This is a genomic window from Streptomyces dioscori (genome assembly GCF_003024195.1).
GTDB classification, from domain to species: domain Bacteria; phylum Actinomycetota; class Actinomycetes; order Streptomycetales; family Streptomycetaceae; genus Streptomyces; species Streptomyces dioscori.
Window position 1 is genome coordinate 36,973 of sequence record NZ_KZ679051.1, and the last position, 22,935, is coordinate 59,907.

16 protein-coding genes are annotated in these 22,935 nt (G+C 71.3%); 4 read left to right on the plus strand and 12 right to left on the minus strand.

All coding sequences use genetic code 11. The features are described from left to right. The first annotated feature begins 149 nt into the window (after positions 1-149). The 3 genes from C6Y14_RS30780 to C6Y14_RS30790 all read left to right on the plus strand — a co-directional run bounded on the left by C6Y14_RS30780 (position 150) and on the right by C6Y14_RS30790 (position 6,365). The gene (locus C6Y14_RS30780; RefSeq protein ID WP_107020150.1) at positions 150-2,996 is read left to right on the plus strand and encodes a lysylphosphatidylglycerol synthase transmembrane domain-containing protein; all 2,847 of its coding nucleotides are present in this window, start codon (positions 150-152) and stop codon (positions 2,994-2,996) included. Positions 2,997-3,131: 135 nt separating this feature from the next. Then, positions 3,132-4,682 carry an alpha/beta hydrolase gene (locus tag C6Y14_RS30785; RefSeq protein ID WP_107020151.1) on the plus strand — a complete coding sequence of 517 codons (1,551 nt, stop codon included), beginning with the start codon at positions 3,132-3,134 and terminating at the stop codon, positions 4,680-4,682. A gap of 126 nt (positions 4,683-4,808) precedes the next feature. Beyond that, positions 4,809-6,365 carry an alpha/beta hydrolase gene (locus tag C6Y14_RS30790; RefSeq protein WP_107020152.1) on the plus strand — a complete coding sequence of 519 codons (1,557 nt, stop codon included), beginning with the start codon at positions 4,809-4,811 and terminating at the stop codon, positions 6,363-6,365. A gap of 140 nt (positions 6,366-6,505) precedes the next feature. On the opposite strand, the gene moeZ is transcribed toward C6Y14_RS30790, so the two are convergent. From moeZ to C6Y14_RS30850, 12 genes are all read right to left on the minus strand, one after another. Next, entirely contained in the window at positions 6,506-7,684 is a 1,179-nt protein-coding gene (moeZ, locus tag C6Y14_RS30795; RefSeq protein WP_107020153.1) for an adenylyltransferase/sulfurtransferase MoeZ, read from the minus strand. Positions 7,685-7,747: 63 nt separating this feature from the next. Further along, on the minus strand, positions 7,748-8,497 hold the full coding sequence (locus C6Y14_RS30800; protein WP_107020154.1) for a spherulation-specific family 4 protein: 750 nt from the start codon (positions 8,495-8,497) through the stop codon (positions 7,748-7,750). Next, positions 8,485-9,444: an NAD-dependent epimerase/dehydratase family protein gene (locus tag C6Y14_RS30805; RefSeq protein WP_107020155.1), complete on the minus strand. Its 960-nt coding sequence runs from the start codon at positions 9,442-9,444 to the stop codon at positions 8,485-8,487. Before C6Y14_RS30805 ends, C6Y14_RS30800 begins: the two co-directional genes overlap by 13 nt. 171 nt (positions 9,445-9,615) lie before the next feature. Continuing rightward, positions 9,616-11,340, minus strand: coding sequence for a hypothetical protein (locus C6Y14_RS30810; protein ID WP_404828847.1), 1,725 nt, complete (start codon positions 11,338-11,340; stop codon positions 9,616-9,618). Further along, positions 11,337-13,259 (minus strand): DUF3492 domain-containing protein, encoded by a 1,923-nt coding sequence (locus C6Y14_RS30815; RefSeq protein ID WP_107020156.1) that lies wholly within the window; start codon positions 13,257-13,259, stop codon positions 11,337-11,339. Before C6Y14_RS30815 ends, C6Y14_RS30810 begins: the two co-directional genes overlap by 4 nt. 190 nt (positions 13,260-13,449) lie before the next feature. Next, complete coding sequence (locus C6Y14_RS30820) at positions 13,450-15,156, minus strand: dipeptide ABC transporter ATP-binding protein (RefSeq protein WP_107020157.1); 1,707 nt, start codon at positions 15,154-15,156, stop codon at positions 13,450-13,452. 75 nt (positions 15,157-15,231) lie between these two features. Beyond that, a complete protein-coding gene (locus C6Y14_RS30825; protein ID WP_107020158.1) occupies positions 15,232-16,230 on the minus strand; it encodes an ABC transporter permease in 999 nt (332 codons plus the stop codon). After that, on the minus strand, positions 16,227-17,357 hold the full coding sequence (locus tag C6Y14_RS30835) for an ABC transporter permease (protein ID WP_225891365.1): 1,131 nt from the start codon (positions 17,355-17,357) through the stop codon (positions 16,227-16,229). Before C6Y14_RS30835 ends, C6Y14_RS30825 begins: the two co-directional genes overlap by 4 nt. Positions 17,358-17,361: 4 nt before the next feature. Continuing rightward, positions 17,362-19,086: an ABC transporter substrate-binding protein gene (locus C6Y14_RS30840; protein ID WP_107020159.1), complete on the minus strand. Its 1,725-nt coding sequence runs from the start codon at positions 19,084-19,086 to the stop codon at positions 17,362-17,364. A 191-nt stretch (positions 19,087-19,277) separates the two neighbouring features. Then, positions 19,278-19,370 (minus strand): Ms4533A family Cys-rich leader peptide, encoded by a 93-nt coding sequence (locus tag C6Y14_RS45735; RefSeq protein WP_318658070.1) that lies wholly within the window; start codon positions 19,368-19,370, stop codon positions 19,278-19,280. Between the two features lie 89 nt (positions 19,371-19,459). Further along, complete coding sequence (locus C6Y14_RS30845) at positions 19,460-21,169, minus strand: DUF3152 domain-containing protein (RefSeq protein WP_450152397.1); 1,710 nt, start codon at positions 21,167-21,169, stop codon at positions 19,460-19,462. A gap of 224 nt (positions 21,170-21,393) precedes the next feature. Further along, a complete protein-coding gene (locus C6Y14_RS30850) occupies positions 21,394-22,383 on the minus strand; it encodes an alpha/beta fold hydrolase (protein ID WP_107020161.1) in 990 nt (329 codons plus the stop codon). A gap of 171 nt (positions 22,384-22,554) precedes the next feature. On the opposite strand from C6Y14_RS30850, the gene C6Y14_RS30855 reads away from it, so the two are divergent. Beyond that, on the plus strand, positions 22,555-22,779 hold the full coding sequence (locus tag C6Y14_RS30855) for a hypothetical protein (protein WP_107020162.1): 225 nt from the start codon (positions 22,555-22,557) through the stop codon (positions 22,777-22,779). The last annotated feature ends 156 nt before the right edge of the window (positions 22,780-22,935 follow it).

A 22,935-nucleotide genomic window follows, 5' to 3' on the forward strand; every position in this document is an offset into this window, starting at 1 on the left:
GCGGCGGCGACTGTGTGTATCCCTCGCCCCGGAACAGCGCTTCGGGCAGACTGTGCGCCCCCGCATTGCACCCTGATGCCCCCCTGTGTCAGCGGGGCATGCCACCATCGTGCGGGCGGTTACTGGTGATACGAGACCAAGAAGAGACGATGAAACAGCAGGGTGTGCACCCCGAAGACGCGGAGGGCACCTCTGAGGTTTCGTCGCGCCCTGATTCCGGCGACGATACGGACGAGAGCCTTCCGGAGAAGACAGAGGCGTCCGTGACGCCAGGGACGGACGCCTCGCCCGAGACAGGCGTGACGTCCGGGAGTCCGGACACGTCCCGGAAGAAGGACATGCGCAAGGAGAGCGGAGCCGCGGAGACCGACGGCGTGGCCTGCGACGAAGCCCCGGCCGAGGCGGTCGAGGGCGACGAACCGCTGCTCCCCGCGCGCGTGCACCGTCCCTCCGACCTGATGCGCCTGCTGGTGGGCGTTCTCGCGGTCGCCGTGCTGCTGTCGATCGCCGCGTTCGCGCACGGCACGACGTCGGGGCTGGCGCAGGACATCAACAAGGGCACCGACGAGGCACCCGACCTGTTGATCAAGATCGCCGGGCTCGCGTCAAGCATCGCGATCCTCCTGGTGCCGGTCGCCTTCGCCATCGAGCGGCTGATCAAGCGGGACGGGCTGCGGATCGCCGACGGTGTGCTGGCCGCGGTCCTCGCCCACGGTGTGACGCTCGCCACTGACCTGTGGGTCGCCAAAGGCGCTCCGGACTCGATCCAGAAAGCCCTCACGCAGCCCTCCCCCGGAGACATCCACGCCCTGACCGACCCGGTGCACGGTTACCTCGCGCCGGTCATCGCCTACATGACGGCCGTCGGCATGTCGCGACGGCCGCGCTGGCGTGCGGTCCTGTGGGTCGTGCTGATGCTGGACGCCTTCTCCATGCTGGTCACCGGCTACACGACCCCGTTCTCGATCATCCTCACGGTGCTGATCGGCTGGAGCGTGGCCTACGGGACGCTGTACGCGGTCGGCTCACCGAACGTACGGCCCACCGGCCGCACCCTGATGGCCGGCCTGCGGCACGTCGGCTTCCACCCGGTGAGCGCGGCGCGGGACGAGACCCCGGAGGCCGCGGACGGCGACCGGGGCCGCCGGTACTTCGTGACGCTCCAGGACGGCGCCCCACTGGACGTCACGGTGGTGGACCGGGAACAGCAGGCGCAGGGGTTCTTCTATCGCGTGTGGCGCCGGCTGACCCTGCGCGGCATCACCACGCGCCGTAGCCTCCAGTCGCTGCGCCAGGCCCTGGAACAGGAAGCGCTCCTCGCGTACGCGGCCATCGCGGCCGGTGCCAACGCGCCGAAACTGATCGCGACCTCCGAGCTCGGTCCGGACGCCGTGATGCTGGTCTACGAGCACATCGGCGGGCGCACCCTCGACGCGCTGCCGGACGAGGAGATCACCGACGACCTGCTGCGCGAGACCTGGCACCAGGTGCAGGCGCTGCAGTCGCGGCGCATCGCGCACCGCAGGCTGGCCGGTGACGCCATTCTGGTGGATCGTTCCGGCACGGTGATCCTCACTGACCTGCGCAACGGCGAGATCGCGGCCGGCGAGCTGATGCTGCGCATGGACGTCGCCCAGTTGGTGACCACGCTCGGCCTGCGCGTCGGCGCGGAGCGCGCGGTGGCCTCGGCCGTCGGCGTGCTCGGCCCGGACGCGGTCGCCGACTGCCTGCCCATGCTGCAGCCCATCGCACTCACCCGCTCCCACCGCGCCACCTTGCGCAAACTGGCCCGGGAACGCGCGGAGCGCGAGCGCGAGGCGGTCCTGGAGGCCTCCCGGCAGGCCAAGCTGGCCCGCGCCGAGGAGCACGAGGCCACGCCCGAGGAGACCAGACCGGTCCTGGAGAAGCCCGACAAGAAAACCGTACGGGCCGAGCAGCGGGCCGAGAAGCGAGCGATCGACGAGGCGCTGGACGAGGCCCGTGAGGAGGACCTGCTCACCCAGATCCGGCACCAGGTGCTGCTGATCAGGCCGCAGGCACCGGTCGAGCCGGCCCGACTTGAGCGCATCCGTCCGCGCACGCTGATCAGTTTCATCGCGGGCGCGTTCGGCGCGTACTTCCTGCTGACACAGCTCACGCACATCGAGTTCGGCACGCTCTTCGAGAGCGCCCAGTGGGGCTGGGTCGCCGCGGCGGCGCTCTTCTCGATGCTGAGCTACTTCGCCGCGGCCATGAGCCTGCTGGGCTTCGTGCCCGAGCGGGTGCCGTTCATGCGGGCCGTGGCGGCACAGGTCGCCGGGTCCTTCGTGAAGATCGTGGCGCCTGCGGCGGTGGGCGGTGTCGCGCTCAACACGCGCTTCCTCCAGCGTGCGGGAGTACGGCCGGGACTCGCGGTGGCGAGCGTCGGCGCGTCGCAGCTGTTCGGGCTCGGCTGCCACATCCTGATGCTGCTGTCGTTCGGCTATCTGACCGGTACCGAGAAGACGCCCTCCTTGTCTCCGTCCCGGACCGTCATCGCGGGTCTGCTGACCGTCGCGGTCCTCGTCCTCGTCGTGACCTCGGTGCCGTTCCTGCGGAAATTCGTCGTCACGCGCGTGCGGTCACTTTTCGCGGGTGTCATCCCGCGCATGCTGGACGTCCTCCAGCGGCCGCAGAAGCTGATCACCGGCATCGGCGGCATGCTTCTGCTCACCGCCTGCTTCGTGATGTGCCTCGACGCGTCGATCCGGGCGTTCGGCAGCGAGGACATGCCCGCGATCAGCATCGCGAGTGTGGCCGTCGTCTTCCTCGCCGGGAACGCGCTCGGCTCCGCCGCGCCCACCCCGGGCGGGGTGGGCGCCGTCGAGGCCACCCTGACGGTCGGTCTGATCGCCGTCGGCCTCCCCAAAGAGGTCGCGGCGCCCGCCGTGCTCCTGTACCGCCTTCTCACGCTGTGGCTGCCCGTGCTGCCGGGATGGCTGTTCTTCAACCACCTGACACGCAAGGGCGCGCTCTAGGTCAGTTCCGGGACCTGTCCGGCGATCCACCGAGCGCCGGACGGGCGGCGACGGCCCACAGGGGCGGACGCGGGATCCTCACCCGCACGGCCCGCGCCCCGAGCGGCCCGTCCTGTACGACCTCAGGATGGGTCTATGCCGAACCCTTCCCCGCCGCGTGCCGCCGTTCTGACCGCCACCGCCCTCCTGCTGCTGGCGGCCCTCGCCGGATGCGGCGACGACGGCGGCTCCGCGGACGAGGACCTGTCGGCGCAGAAGCTCAGCTGGAAGGACTGCCCGGAACCGTCCGAGTCCGAGGGTGGCGGGGACGCGCCGTCGCCCCTGCCGGACGGCGACGACTGGAAGTGCGCGACCCTGAAGGCGCCCCTGGACTGGGAGAGGCCCAAGGGGGACACCATCGGTATCGCGCTGATCCGCGCGCAGGCGAGCGGCGCCGAGGACCGGCGCATCGGTTCGCTGCTCTTCAACTTCGGCGGTCCCGGCGGCTCGGGCGTCACCACGCTCCCCGCGTTCGGCAAGGACTACGACGGGCTGCGTACCCGCTACGACCTCGTCAGCTTCGACCCGCGCGGTGTCGGCCGCAGCGCCGGCGTGACATGCGAGGACAGCGAACAGCTCGACGAGTACTTCCAGCAGGACGCCACCCCGGACGACGAAGCCGAGCAGCGGACCCTGCTCGACAGCACGAAGGACTTCAACAAGGCCTGCGAGAAGAACTCCGGGAAGCTCCTCCCCCACGTACGCACCACCGACGCGGCCCGCGACATGGACCTGATCCGCCAGGTCCTCGGCGACGACGAGCTGCACTACTTCGGCATCTCGTACGGCACCGAACTGGGCGGCGTGTACGCGCATCTGTTCCCCGAAAAGGTCGGGCGGGCCGTCTTCGACGCGGTCGTGGACCCGACGCAGAACTCCGAACAGGGCTCCCTCGGGCAGGCCAAGGGCTTCCAGTTGGCGCTGGACAACTTCGCCGAGGACTGTGCGTCCAAAGCCGAGGAGTGCCCGCTCGGCGACAGCGCGCAGGACGTCAAGGACCGGATCGCCACACTGCTCAAGGACCTCGACGGCAAGCCGATCCCGGGCATCTTCCCGCGCCGGCTCACCCAGACCGCCGCCACGAGCGGCATCGCGCAGTCCCTGTACTCCAAGGAGTTCTGGGAGTACCTCACCGAAGGACTCCAGCAGGCGTACGACGGTGACGGCAAGGTTCTGATGCTGCTGTCCGACTCGATGAACGGGCGCAACCAGGACGGCGAGTACAGCAACATCAGCGCCGCCAACGTCTCCATCAACTGCGCCGACGACAAACCGCGTTACACCGCCGCCGACGTGACCGCGAAGCTCCCGGAGTTCCGGAAGGCCTCTGCCGTCTTCGGCGACTATCTGGCGTGGGGCATGGTCGGCTGCACCGACTGGGCGGTGGCGGGCGCCGCCGACCACCCCGATGTGAGCGCGCCCGGTTCCGCTCCGATCCTCGTGGTCGGGAACACCGGCGACCCGGCGACCCCGTACGAGGGCGCCCGGAAGATGGTGGATTCACTGGGCAAGGGGGTCGGTGTCGAGCTGACGTACAAAGGTCAGGGGCACGGGGCGTACGACAGCGGGAACACGTGCGTGCGCGACGCGGTGAACGGCTATCTGCTGAACGGAAAGGTCCCGCCGACCGGAACGGTCTGCTCCTGACGAACCTCACAAAGCAGCAGGTCAGAGGGTTATCCACAGGACTCCGCGGTGCTCGCGGAGATCTGCCTACTATGGCCTGACTGTCATCCGCGACATCGGCGGACGACGATGCGAGGGGGGAAGTTCATGGCGCGTATCGCACGGTGGACGGCACTGGCCGCCGCCGCGTTGCTGGTGGCCGGCTGCAGCGGCTCGTCCGGGGACGACGGAGGGAACGACAAGAACGACGACGCGGGCAGGACGCCGGGCGCGACCTCCTCCGACGTCATGCCGGGGCTGCCCGCCTCACTCACCTCGCAGAAGCTCGACTGGGGCAGGTGCAAGGCCACCGAAACCGGCCCAGCGCCGGGCGGGGACTGGCGCTGTTCGACGCTCAAGGTGCCACTGGACTGGGCCGAGCCGGCGGGCGAAACCATCGGACTGGCCCTGATCCGCAGCGAGTCGAGCGGCTCCTCGGACGACCGCATCGGCTCGCTGCTGTTCAACTTCGGCGGCCCCGGCGGCTCGGGCGTCGACTATCTGCCGCCGTACGGGCCGACGTTCGCGAAACTCCACGAGCGGTACGACCTGGTCAGCTGGGACCCGCGCGGGGTGGCCGCCAGTGAGGGCGTGCGCTGTCGCAGCGACAAGGAGGTCCAGGCGGCCGAGGCTGTCGACACCACACCGGACACCTCCGCCGAGGAGACCGCGTTCCTCAAGGACGCCACGGACTTCGGCAAGGGCTGCCAGAAGTCCGCGGGCAAGCTCCTGGGACATGTCTCGACGACCGACACGGCCCGGGACATGGACCTGATGCGGCATGTCCTCGGCGACCGGAAGATGCACTACTTCGGCATCTCGTACGGCACCGAACTGGGCGGCGTGTACGCCCACTTGTTCCCCAAGAACGCGGGGCGGCTGGTCCTGGACGCGGTCGTCGACCCGAGCGCCGGCACGGTGGGTCACGCGGAGAACCAGGCCAGGGGTTTCCAGCGCGCTCTGGAGGACTACCTCGAATCCACGGGCCAGGACCCCGAGGAGGGCTCCCGGGAGATCGCGGCCCTGCTCAAGCGGATCGACTCCAAGCCGCTGACGACCACGAGCGGCCGCGATCTGACACAGCAGCTCGCCCTCACCGGCATCGTCTACCCGCTCTACAGCAAGTCGTCCTGGCCTGCCCTCACCAGCGCGCTCGAAGCGGCCGAGGACGGCGACGGCACGGAACTGCTCGCACAGGCCGACAGCTACAACGACCGTGACGCCTCGGGCAGCTACGGCACGACCACGCATTCCCAACGGGTCATATCGTGCTTGGACGACAAGGAGCGGCCGACGCCGGCGGAGGCGAAGAAGCGGCTCCCCGAGTTCCGGAAGATCTCGCCCGTGTTCGGGGAGTCGATGGGCTGGGACACGGCCGGCTGGTGCCACGACTGGCCGGTGGCCGGGCAGTACGAGACACCGGAAGTGAGCGCGCCCGGCGCGGACCCCGTCCTGGTGGTGGGCAACACCGGCGACCCGGCGACGCCGTACGAGGGTGCGCGCAAGATGGCGGACGAGCTGGGCAAGGGCGTCGGTGTGCAGCTGACCTGGAAGGGCGAGGGACACGGGGCGTACGGGAGCGGGAGCGACTGCGTCGACACCACGGTGGACGACTACCTGCTGGACGGATCGGTACCGGACGACGGCAAGGTCTGCGGTTCGTAGCGGCCCCGGCCGCCCCCGCCCGGACGACGGGAAGGGGCCCGGCACACGCGGTGCCGAGCCCCTCTCCGTACCAGGTCCGTCCCTACGAGGTCTGTCTCTACGGGATCCGTCCCCACGGGGTGCGTCCCCAGGAGGTACGGCTAGTAGATCGGCTTCTGCGGCTCGATCTGGTTGACCCAGCCGATCACGCCGCCGCCCACGTGCACGGCGTCGGAGAATCCGGCCGACTTGAGGACCGCGAGGACCTCCGCACTGCGGACACCGGTCTTGCAGTGCAGGACGATCTTCTTGTCCTGCGGCAGCGTCGCCAGGGCGGTGCCCATGAGGAACTCGTTCTTCGGGATCAGCTTGGCGCCGGGGATCGAGACGATCTCGTACTCGTTGATCTCGCGGACGTCGATGATCTCGATGTTCTCGCCGTCGTCGATCCACTCCTTGAGCTGCTTGGGAGTGATCGTCGAGCCGGCGGCCGCCTCCTGCGCCTCTTCGGAGACGACGCCGCAGAAGGCTTCGTAGTCGATGAGCTCGGTGACGGTCGGGTTCTCGCCGCAGACCGCGCAGTTCGGGTCCTTGCGGACCTTGACCTGGCGGTACTGCATCTCCAGGGCGTCGTAGATCATCAGGCGGCCGAGGAGCGGCTCGCCGATGCCCGCGAGGAGCTTGATGGCCTCGTTGACCTGGATGGAGCCGATGGACGCGCACAGCACGCCCAGGACACCGCCCTCGGCGCAGGAGGGAACCATGCCGGGGGGCGGGGGCTCCGGGTAGAGGCAGCGGTAGCACGGCCCGTGCTCGGACCAGAAGACGGAGGCCTGGCCGTCGAAGCGGTAGATCGAGCCCCAGACGTACGGCTTGTTGAGCAGCACGCACGCGTCGTTGACCAGGTAGCGGGTCGCGAAGTTGTCCGTGCCGTCGACGATCAGGTCGTACTGGCTGAAGATGTCCATCACGTTCTCGGCTTCGAGCCGCTCTTCGTGAAGGACCACGTTCACATAGGGGTTGATGCCGAGCACGCTGTCGCGGGCCGACGCCGCCTTGGAGCGGCCGATGTCCGCCTGGCTGTGGATGATCTGGCGCTGCAGGTTCGACTCGTCGACCTCGTCGAACTCCACGATGCCGAGGGTGCCCACGCCCGCGGCGGCCAGGTACATCAGCGCCGGCGAGCCCAGGCCGCCGGCGCCCACACAGAGCACCTTGGCGTTCTTCAGCCGCTTCTGCCCGTCCATGCCCACGTCGGGGATGATCAGGTGGCGGGAGTACCTGCGGACCTCGTCTACGGTGAGCTCAGCAGCTGGCTCGACCAGGGGTGGCAGCGACACGGGGACTCCGTTGGTCGGTCAATCACTACAGTTGTTCTCCCCGTAACACTGCCACGCCCTTCTTCATTCCGAGACACCCGTTCCGATCCGCGAGACGAGTTCGTCCCAGTAGCCGGGCAGGCTCTCCCAGGGGTCGGCCGAACCTCCGCGGTCCGTGCGGTCGGTGAAGTAGATCGTCGAGGCCCCCTGCCAGCGGGCGATGCGCAGAGCCTCGTCGAGATGTCCTCGGGGCATGCCGTGGACGAAGTGGCAGAAGCGCTCCGGCGGGTATTCGGCGGTCCACTCCGCCACCTGCGACCAGCGGTAGTCGCTCCAGGGTCCGGAGAAGGTCACCAGCTGGTCGGCGGTCTCGGCGTACCCGGGATACGGGTGGGTGCCGTGGCCGAGGACGAGGTGGCCGTCGCCGAGGAGCGACCGCAGGGTGTCGGTGGTGCGCCGGATCTCCGGGAGCGCTGTCCGCTCCGTGGGACAGCGGTCCAGGAGGAAGCCGTCGACCTGGTACCAGTCGAGATAGCGGTGTGCCTCGGAGACGAGTTCACCGAAGGCGCGGGCGCCGTAGGTCACGTCCAGGTGGCCGAGCACGCGGACGCCCGCGTTGCGCAGGCGTCCGGCGGCCTCCAGGCAGTGGGGGTCGGGGCGGGCGCCGGGGCCGTCGGAGACGTTCAGGACGACCCAGTGCAGGGGGGTCCCGGGGCGGGTGAGGCCGCCCCATTCGACGGGGGCGACCAGGGGGTGCGCATAGCCGGGGATTCCGAAGCCGATCCTCAGGTCCGTGCTCGCGGTGCCCGTCGGTGTACTGGTCAGATACGGCATGCGGCCTCCATCCAGATGTCGGCGAGGGATTCCTCAAGGTTGATCCGGGGCCGCCAGCCGAGCCGGTCACGTGCGGTGCGCACGTCGGCCTGCTGCCAGCTGCCGCAGCCGTCCGGGTAGGGGTACGCGGCGGGGGCCGTGTGCTCTGTTTCGGAGCGGGGGTGGCCGATGGATGGCCGGGCGGGGCCGGGAACTCCGTCGAGTTCGTGGAGGGCTCCCCCGTAGCCGGCGACGCGTGCGAGGACGGAGGCGGCGTCGCGCAGACGTACGGCACGACCGGATCCGATGTTGATGACGCCCTGTGCGGCGGAGAGGGAGGCGGCATGGACGGCACGGGCGACATCGCGTACGTCGATGAAGTCGCGCTGGACACCGAGGCCGGCGAGTTTGAGGTCGCCGTCGCCGGACTGCATGGCGCGGCGCATGGCTTCGGCGAGGCGTCCGAGCGGGGAGCCCGCCGGGGTGCCGGGCCCGCACGGCGAGAACACCCGCAGGACGACGGCGTCCAGGCCGGAGCCGAGGACCAGCTCGGTGGCGGCGAGCTTGCTCACGCCGTAGGGGCCACCGGGGCGGGGGACGGCGTCCTCGGCCGTGGAGGAACCGGGCTGGCTGGGCCCGTACTCCGCGCCGCAGCCGATCTGTACGAGGCGTGCCCCGCACCCGCTGCGGCGCAGCGCCTCGCAGACGGTGGCGACGGCGACGGTGTTGTGCCGGGTGAGCTCGCGGGCGCCGCCGCGGGTGGCACCGGCGCAGTTGACGACGACCCCGGGGTGCACCGCGTCCAGGAAGCGGGTGAGCGCTCCCGGGCTGCCGCTGGCGAGGTCGAAGCGCACGTCCGCGTCGTCACCCCGGCCGAGCGCGGTGAGCTGCACGGCCGGGTCGGCGAGGAGACGGTCGGCGACGAAGCGGCCCAGGTATCCGTTGGCTCCGATCAGCAGCACCCTCATCGGGCGGCTCCCGGGGCGGACTCTCCGATGCGGAGGGTGATCATCTGGCGTTCTCCTTCAGGGTGGTGCCATGGGTCGTACGGAAGGCCCGCGGTGTCGGCCCCGCGGGAAGGGGTGCGCCCGGTGCGGAGATCCATCACGAACCTCCTGGGGCCGGGGGTCGGTGGCGGGTCACGGCGTGTCTCCGTGTGCCGCGTGGGCGGAGGCCCGGGTGAGGGTCCTGGTCGCGTGGAGCAGGAGGACGAGCGCCGCGGCCCCGCACACGAGAGCCGGGATCGCGCCCGCCCCCCAGGCGTCGGTCACGGTCTCGACGGGCACGGCCAGCGCCTCGCAGCCGGGGAGGCGGCTTCCGAAAACGCTCAGGAGGGCCGCCGCCTCGGCCACACCCGCGCCCGCGAGCATGACGGCGGGGGCGTGCCTGAAGCCGTGCACGGTGAGGAGCCGGGCGAGCAGGAGGAGCGCGCCGAGGGTGCCGGCCCCGGCGTAGGCGGGCTGCTCGTCCAGTACCGCTCCGCTCAGGGCGAGCAGGCCGCCGAGGACGCAGAGGAACAGGGCGAACACGCCCAGGAGCAGGGGTTTCACGGAGGACGCGAACTCCTCCAGGGCGCGGCTGGTGGCGAGGCGGCGGCGGGCGCGCACCGTGAAGAGGTGGGCGCACCAGGCCGCGGGTGCGCAGGCCGCGCTCAGAGCCAGGACGGACGCGAGGCCGATCGGCCAGGAGCTGCCGGAGCTGCCGGTGGGCGGTCCGTCGGGGCCGCCTTCGACGGCGGCGGCGAGCAGGCCGTCGCCGAGGAGGGCGTAGGCGACGAGCCAGTAGGTCCACGCGCGCGTGGACGGTGTCGGGGACCAGGGCCGCGTGGCGTGCAGGGGGCCGCGACTGCGGGCCGCGCGCACGGCGAGGGCCACGGCGAGTACGCCGACGACGGTCACCGCGAGGCGCGGCCGGCCCTCGGTGTACCGCAGTCCGGTGATGACCGCCGCGCACAGGGCGCCCGGCAGCAGGGTGAGTACGGCCCAGTCGGCGCGCGCCTTGGGGGTGCCGGGTGTCTCGGGCCGGGGTGCGGTGTCGCCGGCGCGGGGCACTCGCGCGTACATCTCCTCCGCGAGGGAGAAGACGTCCCGGTGCCGGAAGTGGGTGGCGGTCCGGTCGGTCACCCCGTGCGCCTCAAGGGCCGCCGCGATCTCCAGTGGGTCCACCGCGCGCTCGCACAGCTCCCGATGGCGGTGCATCAGGGCCTTCACCGGGTCGGCGGCGGCGCGAGGGGCAGGTGGCGTGCGGTCGTCGGCGACCGGCTCGTCGCGCTGTTCGCCGGCTCGGTCGTGGACCGGTCCGGAGGCCGGGCCGGGGGCCGCGCCGGTGTCCACCGGACCGGGAACCTGCCGGTCGGAGATCTGCCCGTCGGAAACCTGCCGGTCCGCAGCCGAGGAGGAAGCCTCCGCCGTGACCGTCACGGCGTCCCACGCCAGCCGGGCGTACGTCGCCGTCGAGGACCCTTGCTGCGGTCCTTGTCGCGAGCCCTGCGGCGGTCCCTGCTGGGACTCCGGCCGGGGCCCGGACCAGAACTCCTGCTGCGGTCCCTGCGGCGTACGCGCGACGCGTGTCCCGTCAGGCCCCGTGGCCGACGAGTCCTTCGCCCAACTGGGCCGCGAGAGTGCCGATTCCGGTTCGCCCGTGCGTGGGTGTGCGTCAGCGATGCGCGACTCGCCCAGCTGGACGTCGACCACGCGGGTCTCGCCGGGCTGGATGTCCACGACCTTGATCTCGCCCACCTCGGCGTTCATGTGCCGCGCGTCCCCGAGGTCCCCCGGCTGCCCGGCCTCCGTGTCCCCGACTGCGCCGGTGGCGCCGGTGGCGCCGGTGGTCCGGTCCGCCGCTCCGATCCGTCGCGCGCTCACCACGCCCCCTCCCCCGCGGGCACCGGCTCGCCCGGAGCGAGTCCCAGCGGGACGCCCCGTACCGGCGGTCCCGCCGCCCAGCCCGGGCCCGGTCTCGCGGCCACCGGCCGCGCCCCCGCCCCCGGTTCCGGCCACCGGCCCGGCATCTGCGCCTCGACGGGTATGGCGAACGGAAGGGGCTCGCCCGACGCGTCGACCACGTCCCGTCGTACCGGACAGTGCGAGACGATATCGAGGTAAATGCTGTGAAATGCCATGATGTTCTGCTCGACGGTGAACAGTTCGAGGGCCCTGGCGCGGGCCGCGGCGCCGAGGCGCGACCGGCGCTCGGGGTCGCGCAGCAGGGCGACGCAGGCCTCGGCGAGCGCGCGCGGATTACGCGGCGGGACCACGAGCCCCGTACCGCCGATGACCTCGACGACCGCGCCGACGTCCGTGGACACCGTGGCACGGCCGGCGAACATCGCTTCGACGAGGCTGATGGGAAAGCCCTCGACGACGCTGGACAGGACGACGAGGGCGCCCGCCGCGTAGGCCTCGGGAAGAGTGGGGACGTCCGCTCCCCCGATCTCCTCGAACGAGACCGGGTGGTCGCCGACGGCGCGCACACCGGCGGCCCCGTCGGGGAAGAGCTGGGCGGCCAGGGCCCTGCACTGCGCCAGGTAGGTCGCACCCTCCGGCCCCTCGGCGGGCGCACCGACGATCCGCAGCCGCGCCTTCGGTTCCTCCTTGCGGATCTCCGCGAAGGCGTGCAGAAGCGAGACCAGGTCCTTGGCGGGCTCGATGCGTCCGACCCACACGAGGGTGTACGGGTCGGCGTGGTCGGCACTCTCGCCCACCTCGGAGAAGCGGGACGCCTCCATGCCGGGGTAGACGGTACGGATCCTGGTCCGGTCGGCGCCGCAGCGCTCCTGCCAGCGGCGGGCGTGCGTGTTGCCGGGCGTGATGACCGTGGCCTGCCGGTAGGCCTCCGCGGCGAGCCGGCCGTGGAACGCAGCGAGCAGAGCCCGCGCCGGCGCCGACGCGGCGTGTCCCCGAAGATCCTCGCGCGGGCCGAGATAGTGCGCCCGCAGCTGCACTCCGTACTCCGTGACCAGCAGGGGTACGCCCGAGAAGTGGCGGGCGAGCAGCCCCGGCAGGGCCGCGGCGCCGCCGGACGTGGCGTGGCACAGGTCGACCGAGCCGAGCCCGTCGTCGCCGTACCAGTCGAGGGAGAGGGGGCGCAGCGCGCGTTCCACCTGGGCGGCGACGGTGAGCAGATCCGGCACGTGCGCGGTGCGCGCGGCGCGCAGGGCGCCGGGCGCGCGGCAGGCGCGTTCGAGGGCGCGCACCGCCACCTCGGAGCGCAGGGCGGCGACCATGCCGCCCTCGTCCCGGGCCAGTTCGGCGAGCCCGTACAACGCACTGCCGAAACGGTCCGCCGTACCGGCCGAGGCACCCTCGCCCTGGCCCTCGCCCCGACCCTCACCTCGCCCCTCGTCGGACCTCTTGGCTCCGGCGAAACCCCCGGACTCCGCACCGGATGCCGAATCGACCCCCGCACGGGACCCGGCACCGGCTCCGGCAACGGATCCCGCACCGGCTCCCGCACGGGACACCGCATCAGGTACGGCGCCGCCGAGCGCGTCGGGTGCGCACATGGCCGCCGCCAACTCGCCGTAGGCCTCGGCGAATCGGCGACGGGCCCGTCTCCCGTAGGCGACGCCGTCCTCGTTCGCCGTCCAGAGCGGGGCGGTGCGCACCCGGCTCACCTGGGAGGGGAGCTGGATCCAGCCCTCGTCCTCCTGCTGCTCACTGCGGCTCAGCGCGTAGATGTCGAACTCGTGCTGTCCGAGCCCGCGCACGAGCCGGTCGCACCAGAGCCTGGCCTCACCGCTCACATACGGATAGCCACCCTCCGTAAGCAGTCCTATGCGCACGACCGCACTCCCGATCTCCCGTGTGGGGAGCCGCCGTTGACCCGGCGGCTCGCAGCGGGACGAACGTATGCGGACATGGCGGTGGTGCGATGGACGGTTGTCCATCGCACCACCAAAAGGGGTGAACGGTCGTAACTTTCCCGTGCGGGTCGCGTTCCGTCGCGCTAAGAGATCAACCGAACACGTTTCGTCATACGGCGGCCAGTTGTTGGCGGGCGGCTCGGCGGGTCGCGCGACGGGCGGCGGCGACCGCCGGATCCAGCGCGGGGACGGCGGCCAGCAGCTGCCGGGTGTACGGGTTCCGCGGCGACTCGTAGACCTCGTCGACGGGTCCGTACTCGACGATCCGGCCGCCCCGCATCACCGCCACCCGGTCGCTGACCTGGCGTACGACGGCGAGGTCGTGGGCCACGAAGACCAGGGCGAGGCCGAGTTCGCGCCGCAGTTCGCCGAGCAGGGCGACCACCTGGGCCTGGGTGGTGACGTCCAGCGCGGAGACCGGTTCGTCGCACACGATGACCCGCGGGTCGGCTGCCAGGGCCCGCGCGATACCGACGCGCTGACGCTGGCCGCCGCTGAACTCGTGCGGGTAGCGGTCGTAGTGCGCCCCTTCGAGCCCCACGCGCTCCAACAGCTCCCGCACGCGCTCCCGTATGCCCCCTTCGTCCCGTTCGCCGCGCGCCCGAAGGGGGTCGGCGATCGACTCGCCCACGCTGCGGCGGGGGTTGAGGGAGGAGACGGGGTCCTGGAAGACCATCTGCACGTCGGGGCGTACCCCGCCGCCGGGGCTGATGCGCCCCGCCGTCGGTTCCAGCAGGCCGACCAGCATGCGGCCCAGCGTCGTCTTGCCGCTGCCGCTCTCGCCCACGATGCCGAGCGTCTCGCCCCGGTGGACCGTGAGCGACACGTCGTCGACGGCCGCGAACGCGCGTTTCCCACGCCCGAATTCGCGCCGCAGCCCGACCGCTTCCAGCACGACCTCGCCGGTCGCGGCGACCGGCGGTGTGTCCTTCGCCGTGAGCGGCAGGGCGCCGGACACACCGACCGATGACGCACTCCCGGCAGCCGCCGCGCCCGACACGTCCACCCCCAGCACCTTCCCGCCCGACACGTCCACCCGTGGCGCGTCCACCCTCGGCACCGCGCCCAGCAGTTCGCGCGTGTAGGGATGCGCGGGCGCTCCGAGAACCGTGGCGACGGGGCCGTGCTCGACCACGCGGCCGTGCCGCATGACCAGGATCTCGTCGACGCTCCCGGCGGCGACGCCCACGTCGTGCGTGACGAGCAGGAGACCCATTCCGGTCTCCTCCCGCAGCGTGTGGAGCAGGTCGAGGATCTGGGCCTGGACGGTCACGTCCAGCGCGGTGGTCGGCTCGTCGGCGATCAGCAGGTCGGGCTCGCAGGCCAGCGCCATCGCGATCAGGGCACGCTGACGCATCCCGCCGCTGAACTCGTGCGGGCGCGAACGGGACCGCCGGACCGCGTCCGGAATCCCGACACGGTCCAGCACCTCCACGGCACGCGCGCGTGCCGCCCGCCGCGACGCACGCGTGTGTACGCGGTACACCTCGGCGATCTGGTCCCCGATCGCGTAGTACGGGTCGAGCGACGACAGCGGGTCCTGGAAGACCATCGCGGCCCGCGCGCCGCGCAGCCGCCGCAGTTCGTCGTCCGACGCCTCCTGTACGTCGGTCCCGGCGACCACGACCGAACCGCCGACGTACGCGCCCGTGCCACGGTGCAGTCCCAGCAGGGCCGAGGCGACCGTGGACTTGCCCGAGCCGGACTCGCCGACCAGCGCGAGCGCGGCGCCCCGAGCAAGCCGGAAGGAGAGCCCGTCCACGGCCCGCAGTTCACCGAACCCGACGGTGAGACCGGTTACTTCGACCAGGCCCATGCCGATACCACCAGGCTCACGCCAATACCAGCCGTACTCATGCCAAGACCACCCATATGCCAAGACCACCCGTACTCATGCCAGTACCACCCGTCGGTCGGCCACCGCGTAGAGCACGTCCGCGAGGGCGTTGGCGATGACGACGAAGAAGCCGACGACCAGGACCATCCCGACGACCACGGGGAGGTCGACGACGTCGACGGCGTGGACCAGTTCCCTTCCGATGCCGGGCAGTCCGAAGAGCGTCTCGGTGAGGACCGCGCCGCCGACGGCCGATCCGACGTTGTTGGCGTTCAGCGCGATGACCGGCGCGAACGCCCCGCGCAACGCGTGCCGCCAGATGACCGAGCGCTCGCCGACGCCGTACGCGCGGAAGGTCCGGATGTGGTCCTCGGCCAGTGTCTCCAGCATCGACGACCTGGTCAGCCGGGCGAACGCGGCGGCCTCGATGAGCGCGAGGGAGAGCCAGGGCAGCAGCAGGTTCCACGCCCACTGCTCGGGGTCGTCGGTGAGCTTCACGTACTGCGGGAAGGGCAGAAGTTCCAGTTCTCCGCAGACGACGATCATCAGGACCAGGCCGATGACGAAGACGGGTGTGGCCACGCCCACGAGCGTGATGCCGGTCAGCACCCGCTCGGTGAGCCGCCCGCGCCGCCACGCCGAGAGCACGCCGGTGCCGACGCCGAGGATCAGCCAGATCACCATCGACCCGAACACGAGCGACAGGCTGACCGGCAGTTTCGTGAGGATCAGCTGGGTGACCTGCTGGTCGCTCTGGTACGACAGCCCGAGGCAGGGCGCCGGGCAGTGCTGCACCGCGGTGCCGGTCGAGTAGTCCTGGCCGGCGACGAGCCCTTCGAGGAAGTGCCAGTAGCGCACGTACAGCGGGTCGTCGAGGCGCAGTTGGTCGGCGACCTGCTGGACCTGGGCGGGCGAGCAGCGCGGGCCGCAGGTGATCTGGGCGACGTTGCCGGGGGTGACGTAGAAGACGACGTAGATGATCACCGAAATGGCGAGCAGGGTGATCAGGACGCCGACGACCCGGCGCAGGACGAACCCTGTGAACCCACTCACGAGACACCTCCCCGTCCGGACCCACCGGACACGCCGGACCCACCGGACCCACCGGAGCCAGCAGACCCACCAGGCCCACCAGGCCCACCAGAGCCTCCAACCCCCTCAGTCGCCGCCGCAAGCGACTGCCCCACCTTCGTCTCCCGTCTCCGCCCCGTCCCCACCCGCAGCCGTGAGGCCGCGCGCGGGTCGAGGGCCGTGCGCACGCCGTCGCCGAGGACGGTCAGCGCGAGGACGGTCAGGAAGAGCGCGCCCGCCGGCAGCAGCAGGTACTGCGGCGCGGCCTGGTACCAGACGTCGGCGGCGGTGAGCATCTGCCCCCACGACGGGGTCGGCGGCTTCACGCCGACGCCGAGGAAGGACAGGGCGGCCTCGACGGTGATGTTCTGCGGGATGAGGATCGCGGCGTACGTGATGACGGGCGCCGCGAGCCCCGGCAGGAGCTCGCGCCGGGCGATCCGCCAGGTGCCCCAGCCGCTGAGCCGGGCGGCGGAGACGTAGTCCAGCCCCTTGAGGGTGAGCGTCTGCGCGCGGACGATCTTCGCGATGTTGCCCCAGGCGATCAGGCCGATGACACCCGCGACCAGGACGGGCCGCGGGAAACCCGACGGCACGATCGCCAGCAGCGCGAGGGACATGATCATCAGTGGCAGGGCGACGATGATGTCGGTGAACCGGCTCAGCAACTGGTCCACCCAGCGCGTTCCGAGCGCGGCCGCGACACCGACCACCACCCCGATGACGATCTGCACGACGGTCGCGGCCAGCGCGACACCCAGCGAGACGCGGGCCCCGTACACGAGCCGTGCGAACAGGTCGCGGCCGGTCTGCGGCTCGACGCCGAGCCAGTGGTCACCGCTCATGCCACCGAACGATCCGACCGGCACACCGCCGCGCGCGGAATCGATCAGATCCGGGTGGTACGTGGTCGGATCCTGTCCTTCGATCGCGGTGAGCAGCGGAGCGGCGAGGGCGACCAGGACGAGCAGGGCGACGACGGCCGCCGCGGCGAGGGCGGCGCGCTGTGCGCGCAGCCGCCGCCAGAACTGACGAGCCCCCGAGGCCCCCGGCACAACGGAGAGGTCCGTTCCGCCGGGGGCCTGGGAGGCGACAAGTACGTCGCTCACGGCGCTACTTCACCGAGACCTGCGAGATGTCCAGCACCCCGGTCCAGTCGCTGATCACGATGTTCTTGATGTCCTTGCCGTACAGCCGCTTGTAGACCGGGTGGAACAGCGGCACGGTCAGCGCCTGCTCGCCGATCTTCTTGTCGAGGGCGCCCCAGCGGGTGGCGGCCTCGTCGAGGTCGGTCAGCTTGTTGATGGCGTCGATCTCGGCGTTGACCGACTTGTCGTCGAGGAAGCCGGTGTTGAAGTTGGCGCCGTCCTTGACGATCTGGCGGCCGTCGAAGATCGGGGCCAGGAAGGGACCGCCGGAGGGCCAGTCGGCACCCCAGTGCGCGAGGAAGAAGCCGGGCTCGGTCTTGGCACTGTGGATCTTGTCGCTGTAGTCGTTGTCCTCCAGGCCCTGGAGCTTGACGGTGATCCCGGCCTTCTTCAGGGCGTCCTGGATCGCGGTCGCTATCTCGGGGCTGGTCTCGAAGTCCTTGGCGTTGGAATGGGTGAGCGTGACGGTCAGGCCCTTCGCGTGCCCGGCCTCCTTCAGCAGTTCCTCGGCCTTGGCCGCGTTGCCGGACTTTCCGGCCGGGAAGTGGTCGTACGCGGTGTAGCCGAAGGACTTCTGGTTGGGCAGGTACGTCGTCGCGGCCTCGGCCAGCGAGGACCCGCCCGCCGCGTTGATCACGGAGCTGCGGTCGATGGCGTACGAGATCGCCTGGCGGACCTTCGGGTCGTCGAACGGCTTCACCTTCGGGTTGAAGGCGATGTAGTTCGTGTAGCCGAAGTGCCCGGTGCCGACCCGCGCGGCCAGCTCCTTGTCACCGCTGACCTTGGCGAGTTCGGCGGGTCCGAGGTTCGTGTCGGTGGTCACGGCGGCGGCGTCAGCGCCCTGCGAGGAGGACAGCCGCTGGTTGATGACGGACGAGTCGAGCCCGGAGCGTACGTCGATCGTGTCGGGGTAGGCCTTGCGCTCGGCGTCCGTCGACGCGGACCAGTGCGTATTGCGCTCCAGGGTCAGCCGCTCGCCGTCGTTCTCGTTCTTGACGACCTTGTACGGGCCGGACGAGACCGGGTGCTCCTCGTACTTCGTGCCGGTGTCCTTGGCCTTGGGCACGGGCGCGAACTGCGTCTGTGTGGCGAGGTACGGGAACTCGCCCTCGGGCTTGTTCAGGCGGAACACGATGGTCTGCTCGTCGGGCGTCTCGATGGAGTCGAGGCCCTTCTTGTCCTTGTAGGGCCCCTGGTAGTCGGCCCCGCCGATCAGCCAGTCCCGCAGGTAGGGCGCGCCACCGGAGAGTTCGGCCGCGAAGGACCGCTCGATGCCGTACTTGATGTCGGCCGAGGTGATCGCGCTGCCATCCTCGTAGTTGAGGCCCTTCTTCAGCGTGTACGTCCACACGGTCGCGTTCTTGCTGGGTCTGCCGGTGTCCGTGGCGAGGTCGGGGACGACCTTGGCGCCCTCGGCCCCGTCCTCACGGTTGCGCGTGGTGAGCGTACGGAAGACGAGCGAGGGGACGTTGCCGCCGCCGGAGGTGTAGAGCCGGGCGGGGTCGAAGTCCTGCTGCGGGTTGGAATTCAGGACGGTGAGGGTGCCGCCCTTGGCCGGCTTGGCGTCCGCGCCGCCGGACGTGGCCTTGGCATCGTTGTCCTCCGGCCCGCAGGCGACTGCACCCGCTGCCACGGCGAGGCTGACGGATACGGCGGCCAGACGGCGCGCTGTGACGGACGATTGACGCATGGGAGGAAACCCCTCGGAGAATTCGGCGAGCACCGCGCGCGAACAGGGCACGGCGTGAGGAAGTAATCGCGGAAATCGCCCCGAGGGCACACCGGCGCATCAGTACGAGGGCACTCCGGAGAACACCCGGCACCATTGTTCTGGTGCCGGTGAGATGACGAGAGAAGGCCGACGCGCGCCAGGGGCGAGGGTCAGCGACAGTGAATGTCGGCCACGCAGAGCGCGGTCACGCCGAACAGCGCCAGCTCAAGGGCTGCGCGTGCGGAGATGTGACGAGGCGACATGCGAGAAAATATGAACGAACTTTCCCCGCCTGTCAATGTGAGCCGTCCGTCCCCCGGCCGTCCCCGCGCCACGCCCGCGACACGCCCGCTCAACTCGACGGGAAGGGCCAGGGGTTGGGCAGGCACTTGATCCCGTCGTGGTTCAGGAACTTGGTCTGCTGCTGCATGACGGGGGCGAGCCCGCCGTCGACACTGCAGCTCACATGCCCGTACCCGAGCCGGTGCCCGACCTCGTGATTGATCAGCATCTGCCGGTACGAGTACATCTTGTCCCCGTATGTCTCCGAGCCCTGCGCCCAGCGGTACGCGTTGATCATCACGCGGTCGGTGGCGGCCGAGTCGCAGGAGACATTGTCCTGAGTGGTGTCGAGACCCGACTTGGCGCACCAGAACGCGGTGGTGCCGGGACTGGCGAGCGTGATGACGAAGTCGGGCTTTCCGGAGGAAATCCGCTCGAAGGTACGACCGCCGCCGTGCGCCCAACTCCGCTTGTCGTTCAGGGTCTTCTGCACCGCCTGCGCGAAGACCTTTCCGTCGAGGCCGAGGGATTTCTCCACATCGACGCGGTAGGTGAATTTCTGCCCGGTCCCCGGCGCCTTGTCGAAGCCGGTGATCGCGTCGAATTTCCCGCCGCCCTTGAGTTTGGCGTCCAGGGGGTATTTCGCCGCCATCTGCTGGGCGTACGACAGCGTCACCGCGCGCGGTTTCGTGGAGGGCGCGGGCCGCTTGTCGGTGCGCGACGCGGAGTCCTTGACCTCCCGGTCGGCGCCGCCGGCCGCCTGCGTGCCCGCGGAGTCGTCCTTGCCGCCGTCGGCGACCTGGCCCGCCACGACGACGGCGAGCACGGTGGTGACAGCCGCCGCCGCGATGCCGGTGAAGGCCCGGCCCTTGCCGCCCTTGGCCTTGTCCGGCGCGGTGTCCGGTGTCTTCGGCCCCCGGGGCGGCGGGGTCTTGTGCTCGACCTCCTCGTCCCGGTCGGCGGCCGGGGCGAAGGGGTCCGCGCGCAGCGCCGCCGCCGCGGGTGTGGCGGCACGCGGTGCGAACTGGTCGTCGCCACCCTTGCCACTTGCTCCGTCCGTGCCGAACGCGTCGACGTAGGCCTGGCGCGGGCCGCCGGCTCCCGCCGCGCCGGGCCCGTAACGCTGCCCGGGGATCGGCACTCCCGGCCGGTCTCGCGGCACGCCCTGGCCCGGACCGCGCAACGGCCCTTGCGGGGACCCCTGCGGTACGCCTACGCCTACGCCTGCGCCGGATCCGTACCCGGTGGCCGTCCTCGCCGCGCCCCAGCCGCCGCCCGCCTCGCGCTGTTCGGGGTGACCGCCGCGGACGCGGGGCATGCCGTGGGCCGGGGTACCGCCGGTGTCGAGCGGCGCGCCCTGCGCCGGACCGCCGCCGCTGCCGTCGCCGGGCAGCCGCGGAAAACCATGAGCCGGGGTCCCGTCCTGGAGACGCGGGAACCCGTGCGCCGGGGTGCCGTCCGGCAGTCGGGGGAATCCATGGGCGGGGGTGCCGTCCTGGAGACGCGGGAACCCGTGCGCGGGCGTCCCGTCGGGCAGCCGCGGGAATCCATGGGCCGGAGTCCCGTCGGGCAGCCGCGGCCCTCCGCCCTGCTGCGGCCCTCCACCCGGCTGCGGCCCGCCCCGGTACTGGTCCGCGTACGCGGGAGCCCCACCGGCGTACCGGGGGTCCCCGCCCGCGGCCGGCCGGCCGCCGGAACGCGGAACACCGGGTCCGGACGGGCCACCCTGACCAGGCAGACCCCCCTGCGGGGCTCCCTGCGGGCCGCCCTGTCCGGGCACGCCTCCGGGCCCTTGCGGAACCCATCCTTCAGGCAGCCGGGGCACGCCCCGAGCAGGTTGCGAGGCCTGCGGGTTCGCGGACTGCGGCCCGCCCGGGGGCCGTCGGCGCCCCGCCGCCTGTCCGGTGGTCCCCGTCTGCGGCCGGGCAGCCGGAGCAGCGGGAGGGTCGGCGGTCTCGCCCTTGGGGGCGGGCCCGCGCCGGCTGTGACGTCCCACGTCCCGCTTCAGCTCCTCGCGCCGGTAGCGCCGGTGTCGGTCAACTTGCCTGTGTCCGCGAGGAGTTCGCGGAAGGCCGTGGCCATGGTCTCCGGGTACTCCATCATCGCCACATGCCCCGCGTCAGGCAATGTCAGCAACCGCGAGTCCCTGAACGCACGCGCAGCGCGCTGGGCCATACGGTACGAGACGAGCTGATCGCGGCCTCCGTAGACGAGAAGTGTAGGGGCGAGCACCCGCTCGGCCTGGCGCCACAGTCCGTGCTGGCCGCCCAGCGTGTACGCGTTCACGATGCCGCGTGCCGAGCGTGCCATGACGTCCCAGAAGTAGGGAAGGGCGAGCCGCCGCTCCATCTCCTCGACCGCGTTGCGGAACCCTTCCGGCGTCACCATGCCGGGATCCCCGTAACAGAGCGCGGTGACCCCCTTCACCCGCTGCTCGGCGGTCCAGCCCTTGGTGAAACTGGTGAACAGGGCCGCCACCCCCGGCAGCGCGAGCAACGCCGTCGGCACCGCGCTGCGCTGCACCCGCAGTTCGGGGAGCGCCGGGGAGACGAGCGTGAGCGTGCGGACGAGATCGGGACGTACGGCGGCCACTCGCGTCGAGACGGCGCCGCCCAGCGAGTTCCCGAAGAGGTGCACGGGCCCGCGCTCGGCCGCGTCGAGATAGCGGATGACCGCACGGGCGTGTCCGGTCACCGAGTAGTCGCCGTCGTCTGGCGGCGGCGAGTCGCCGAAGCCCGGCAGGTCGAGGGCCTCACTGTCCACGAGGCCGTCCAGGAGCGGCATCAGCGCCGACCAGTTCTGCGAGGAACCGCCCAGCCCGTGCACGTACAGCGCGGGCGGCAGTCCCTCTCTGGCCGGCGGCCTCGAACGGACCGTCAGCGTGATCCCGGGGAGCCCGACCGTGCGCAGCCGCTCCCCCGCCGCCACCCTGACGGAACTGACCTTCGGCGCGACGGAGGTGGCCAGCACTGACGGCAGTTCGGTCGAAGACATGCAGCAATGTTACGAGACGATCACGCGCTGGATCGTGTGTTCGCCGTCACAGGAACAAGCCGCGGCCCAGCCGGATCGCGTAGCGCCCCCCTCCCAGGTCTCATAGGCTTCGTGAACGAGGGCACTCGTACCAGCGCAAGAGCGCACTCGCACCGCTCGGGAAGAGGACTCATGACTGTCGACCCCACCGACCCCGAGGCATTCGAGGACACGGACGACACCGGCGCGACCGAGATCGACGTGGAGGCCCCCGAGGCCGACGCCGCCGAGCAGCAGACGGATCTCGCGCCCCGGCGGGACGACCCGCTGACCGACGCGGATCCGGACAACGCCAGCGAGGGAGACCTCGCCGAACAGGCGAGAGTCGTGGAACTCGACGAGGACGACTATCGGTGAACCGGCCCCGGGCGGTCCCGACGACCGCCCGGACCCCCCGGACCCCCGGACTCCGGACCGCGACACCCGGACCGCCGCGCCAGGGACACTCGGACCGCCGTGCCAGGACACATGAGCACCCGCTCGCGGGCCCGGCACCGGGAACCCCACGAGCCC

Excerpts from the sequence above, each read along its gene's own strand:
- C6Y14_RS30820 (WP_107020157.1), bottom strand. The coding sequence starts at position 15,156 with ATGGGCCTGGTCGAAGTAACCGGTCTCACCGTCGGGTTCGGTGAACTG.
- C6Y14_RS45735 (WP_318658070.1), bottom strand. The coding sequence starts at position 19,370 with ATGTCGCCTCGTCACATCTCCGCACGCGCAGCCCTTGAGCTGGCGCTG.
- C6Y14_RS30805 (WP_107020155.1), bottom strand. The coding sequence starts at position 9,444 with ATGAGGGTGCTGCTGATCGGAGCCAACGGATACCTGGGCCGCTTCGTC.
- C6Y14_RS30790 (WP_107020152.1), top strand. The coding sequence starts at position 4,809 with ATGGCGCGTATCGCACGGTGGACGGCACTGGCCGCCGCCGCGTTGCTG.
- C6Y14_RS30855 (WP_107020162.1), top strand. The coding sequence starts at position 22,555 with ATGACTGTCGACCCCACCGACCCCGAGGCATTCGAGGACACGGACGAC.
- C6Y14_RS30785 (WP_107020151.1), top strand. The coding sequence starts at position 3,132 with ATGCCGAACCCTTCCCCGCCGCGTGCCGCCGTTCTGACCGCCACCGCC.
- C6Y14_RS30800 (WP_107020154.1), bottom strand. The coding sequence starts at position 8,497 with ATGCCGTATCTGACCAGTACACCGACGGGCACCGCGAGCACGGACCTG.
- C6Y14_RS30850 (WP_107020161.1), bottom strand. The coding sequence starts at position 22,383 with ATGTCTTCGACCGAACTGCCGTCAGTGCTGGCCACCTCCGTCGCGCCG.
- C6Y14_RS30840 (WP_107020159.1), bottom strand. The coding sequence starts at position 19,086 with ATGCGTCAATCGTCCGTCACAGCGCGCCGTCTGGCCGCCGTATCCGTC.
- C6Y14_RS30780 (WP_107020150.1), top strand. The coding sequence starts at position 150 with ATGAAACAGCAGGGTGTGCACCCCGAAGACGCGGAGGGCACCTCTGAG.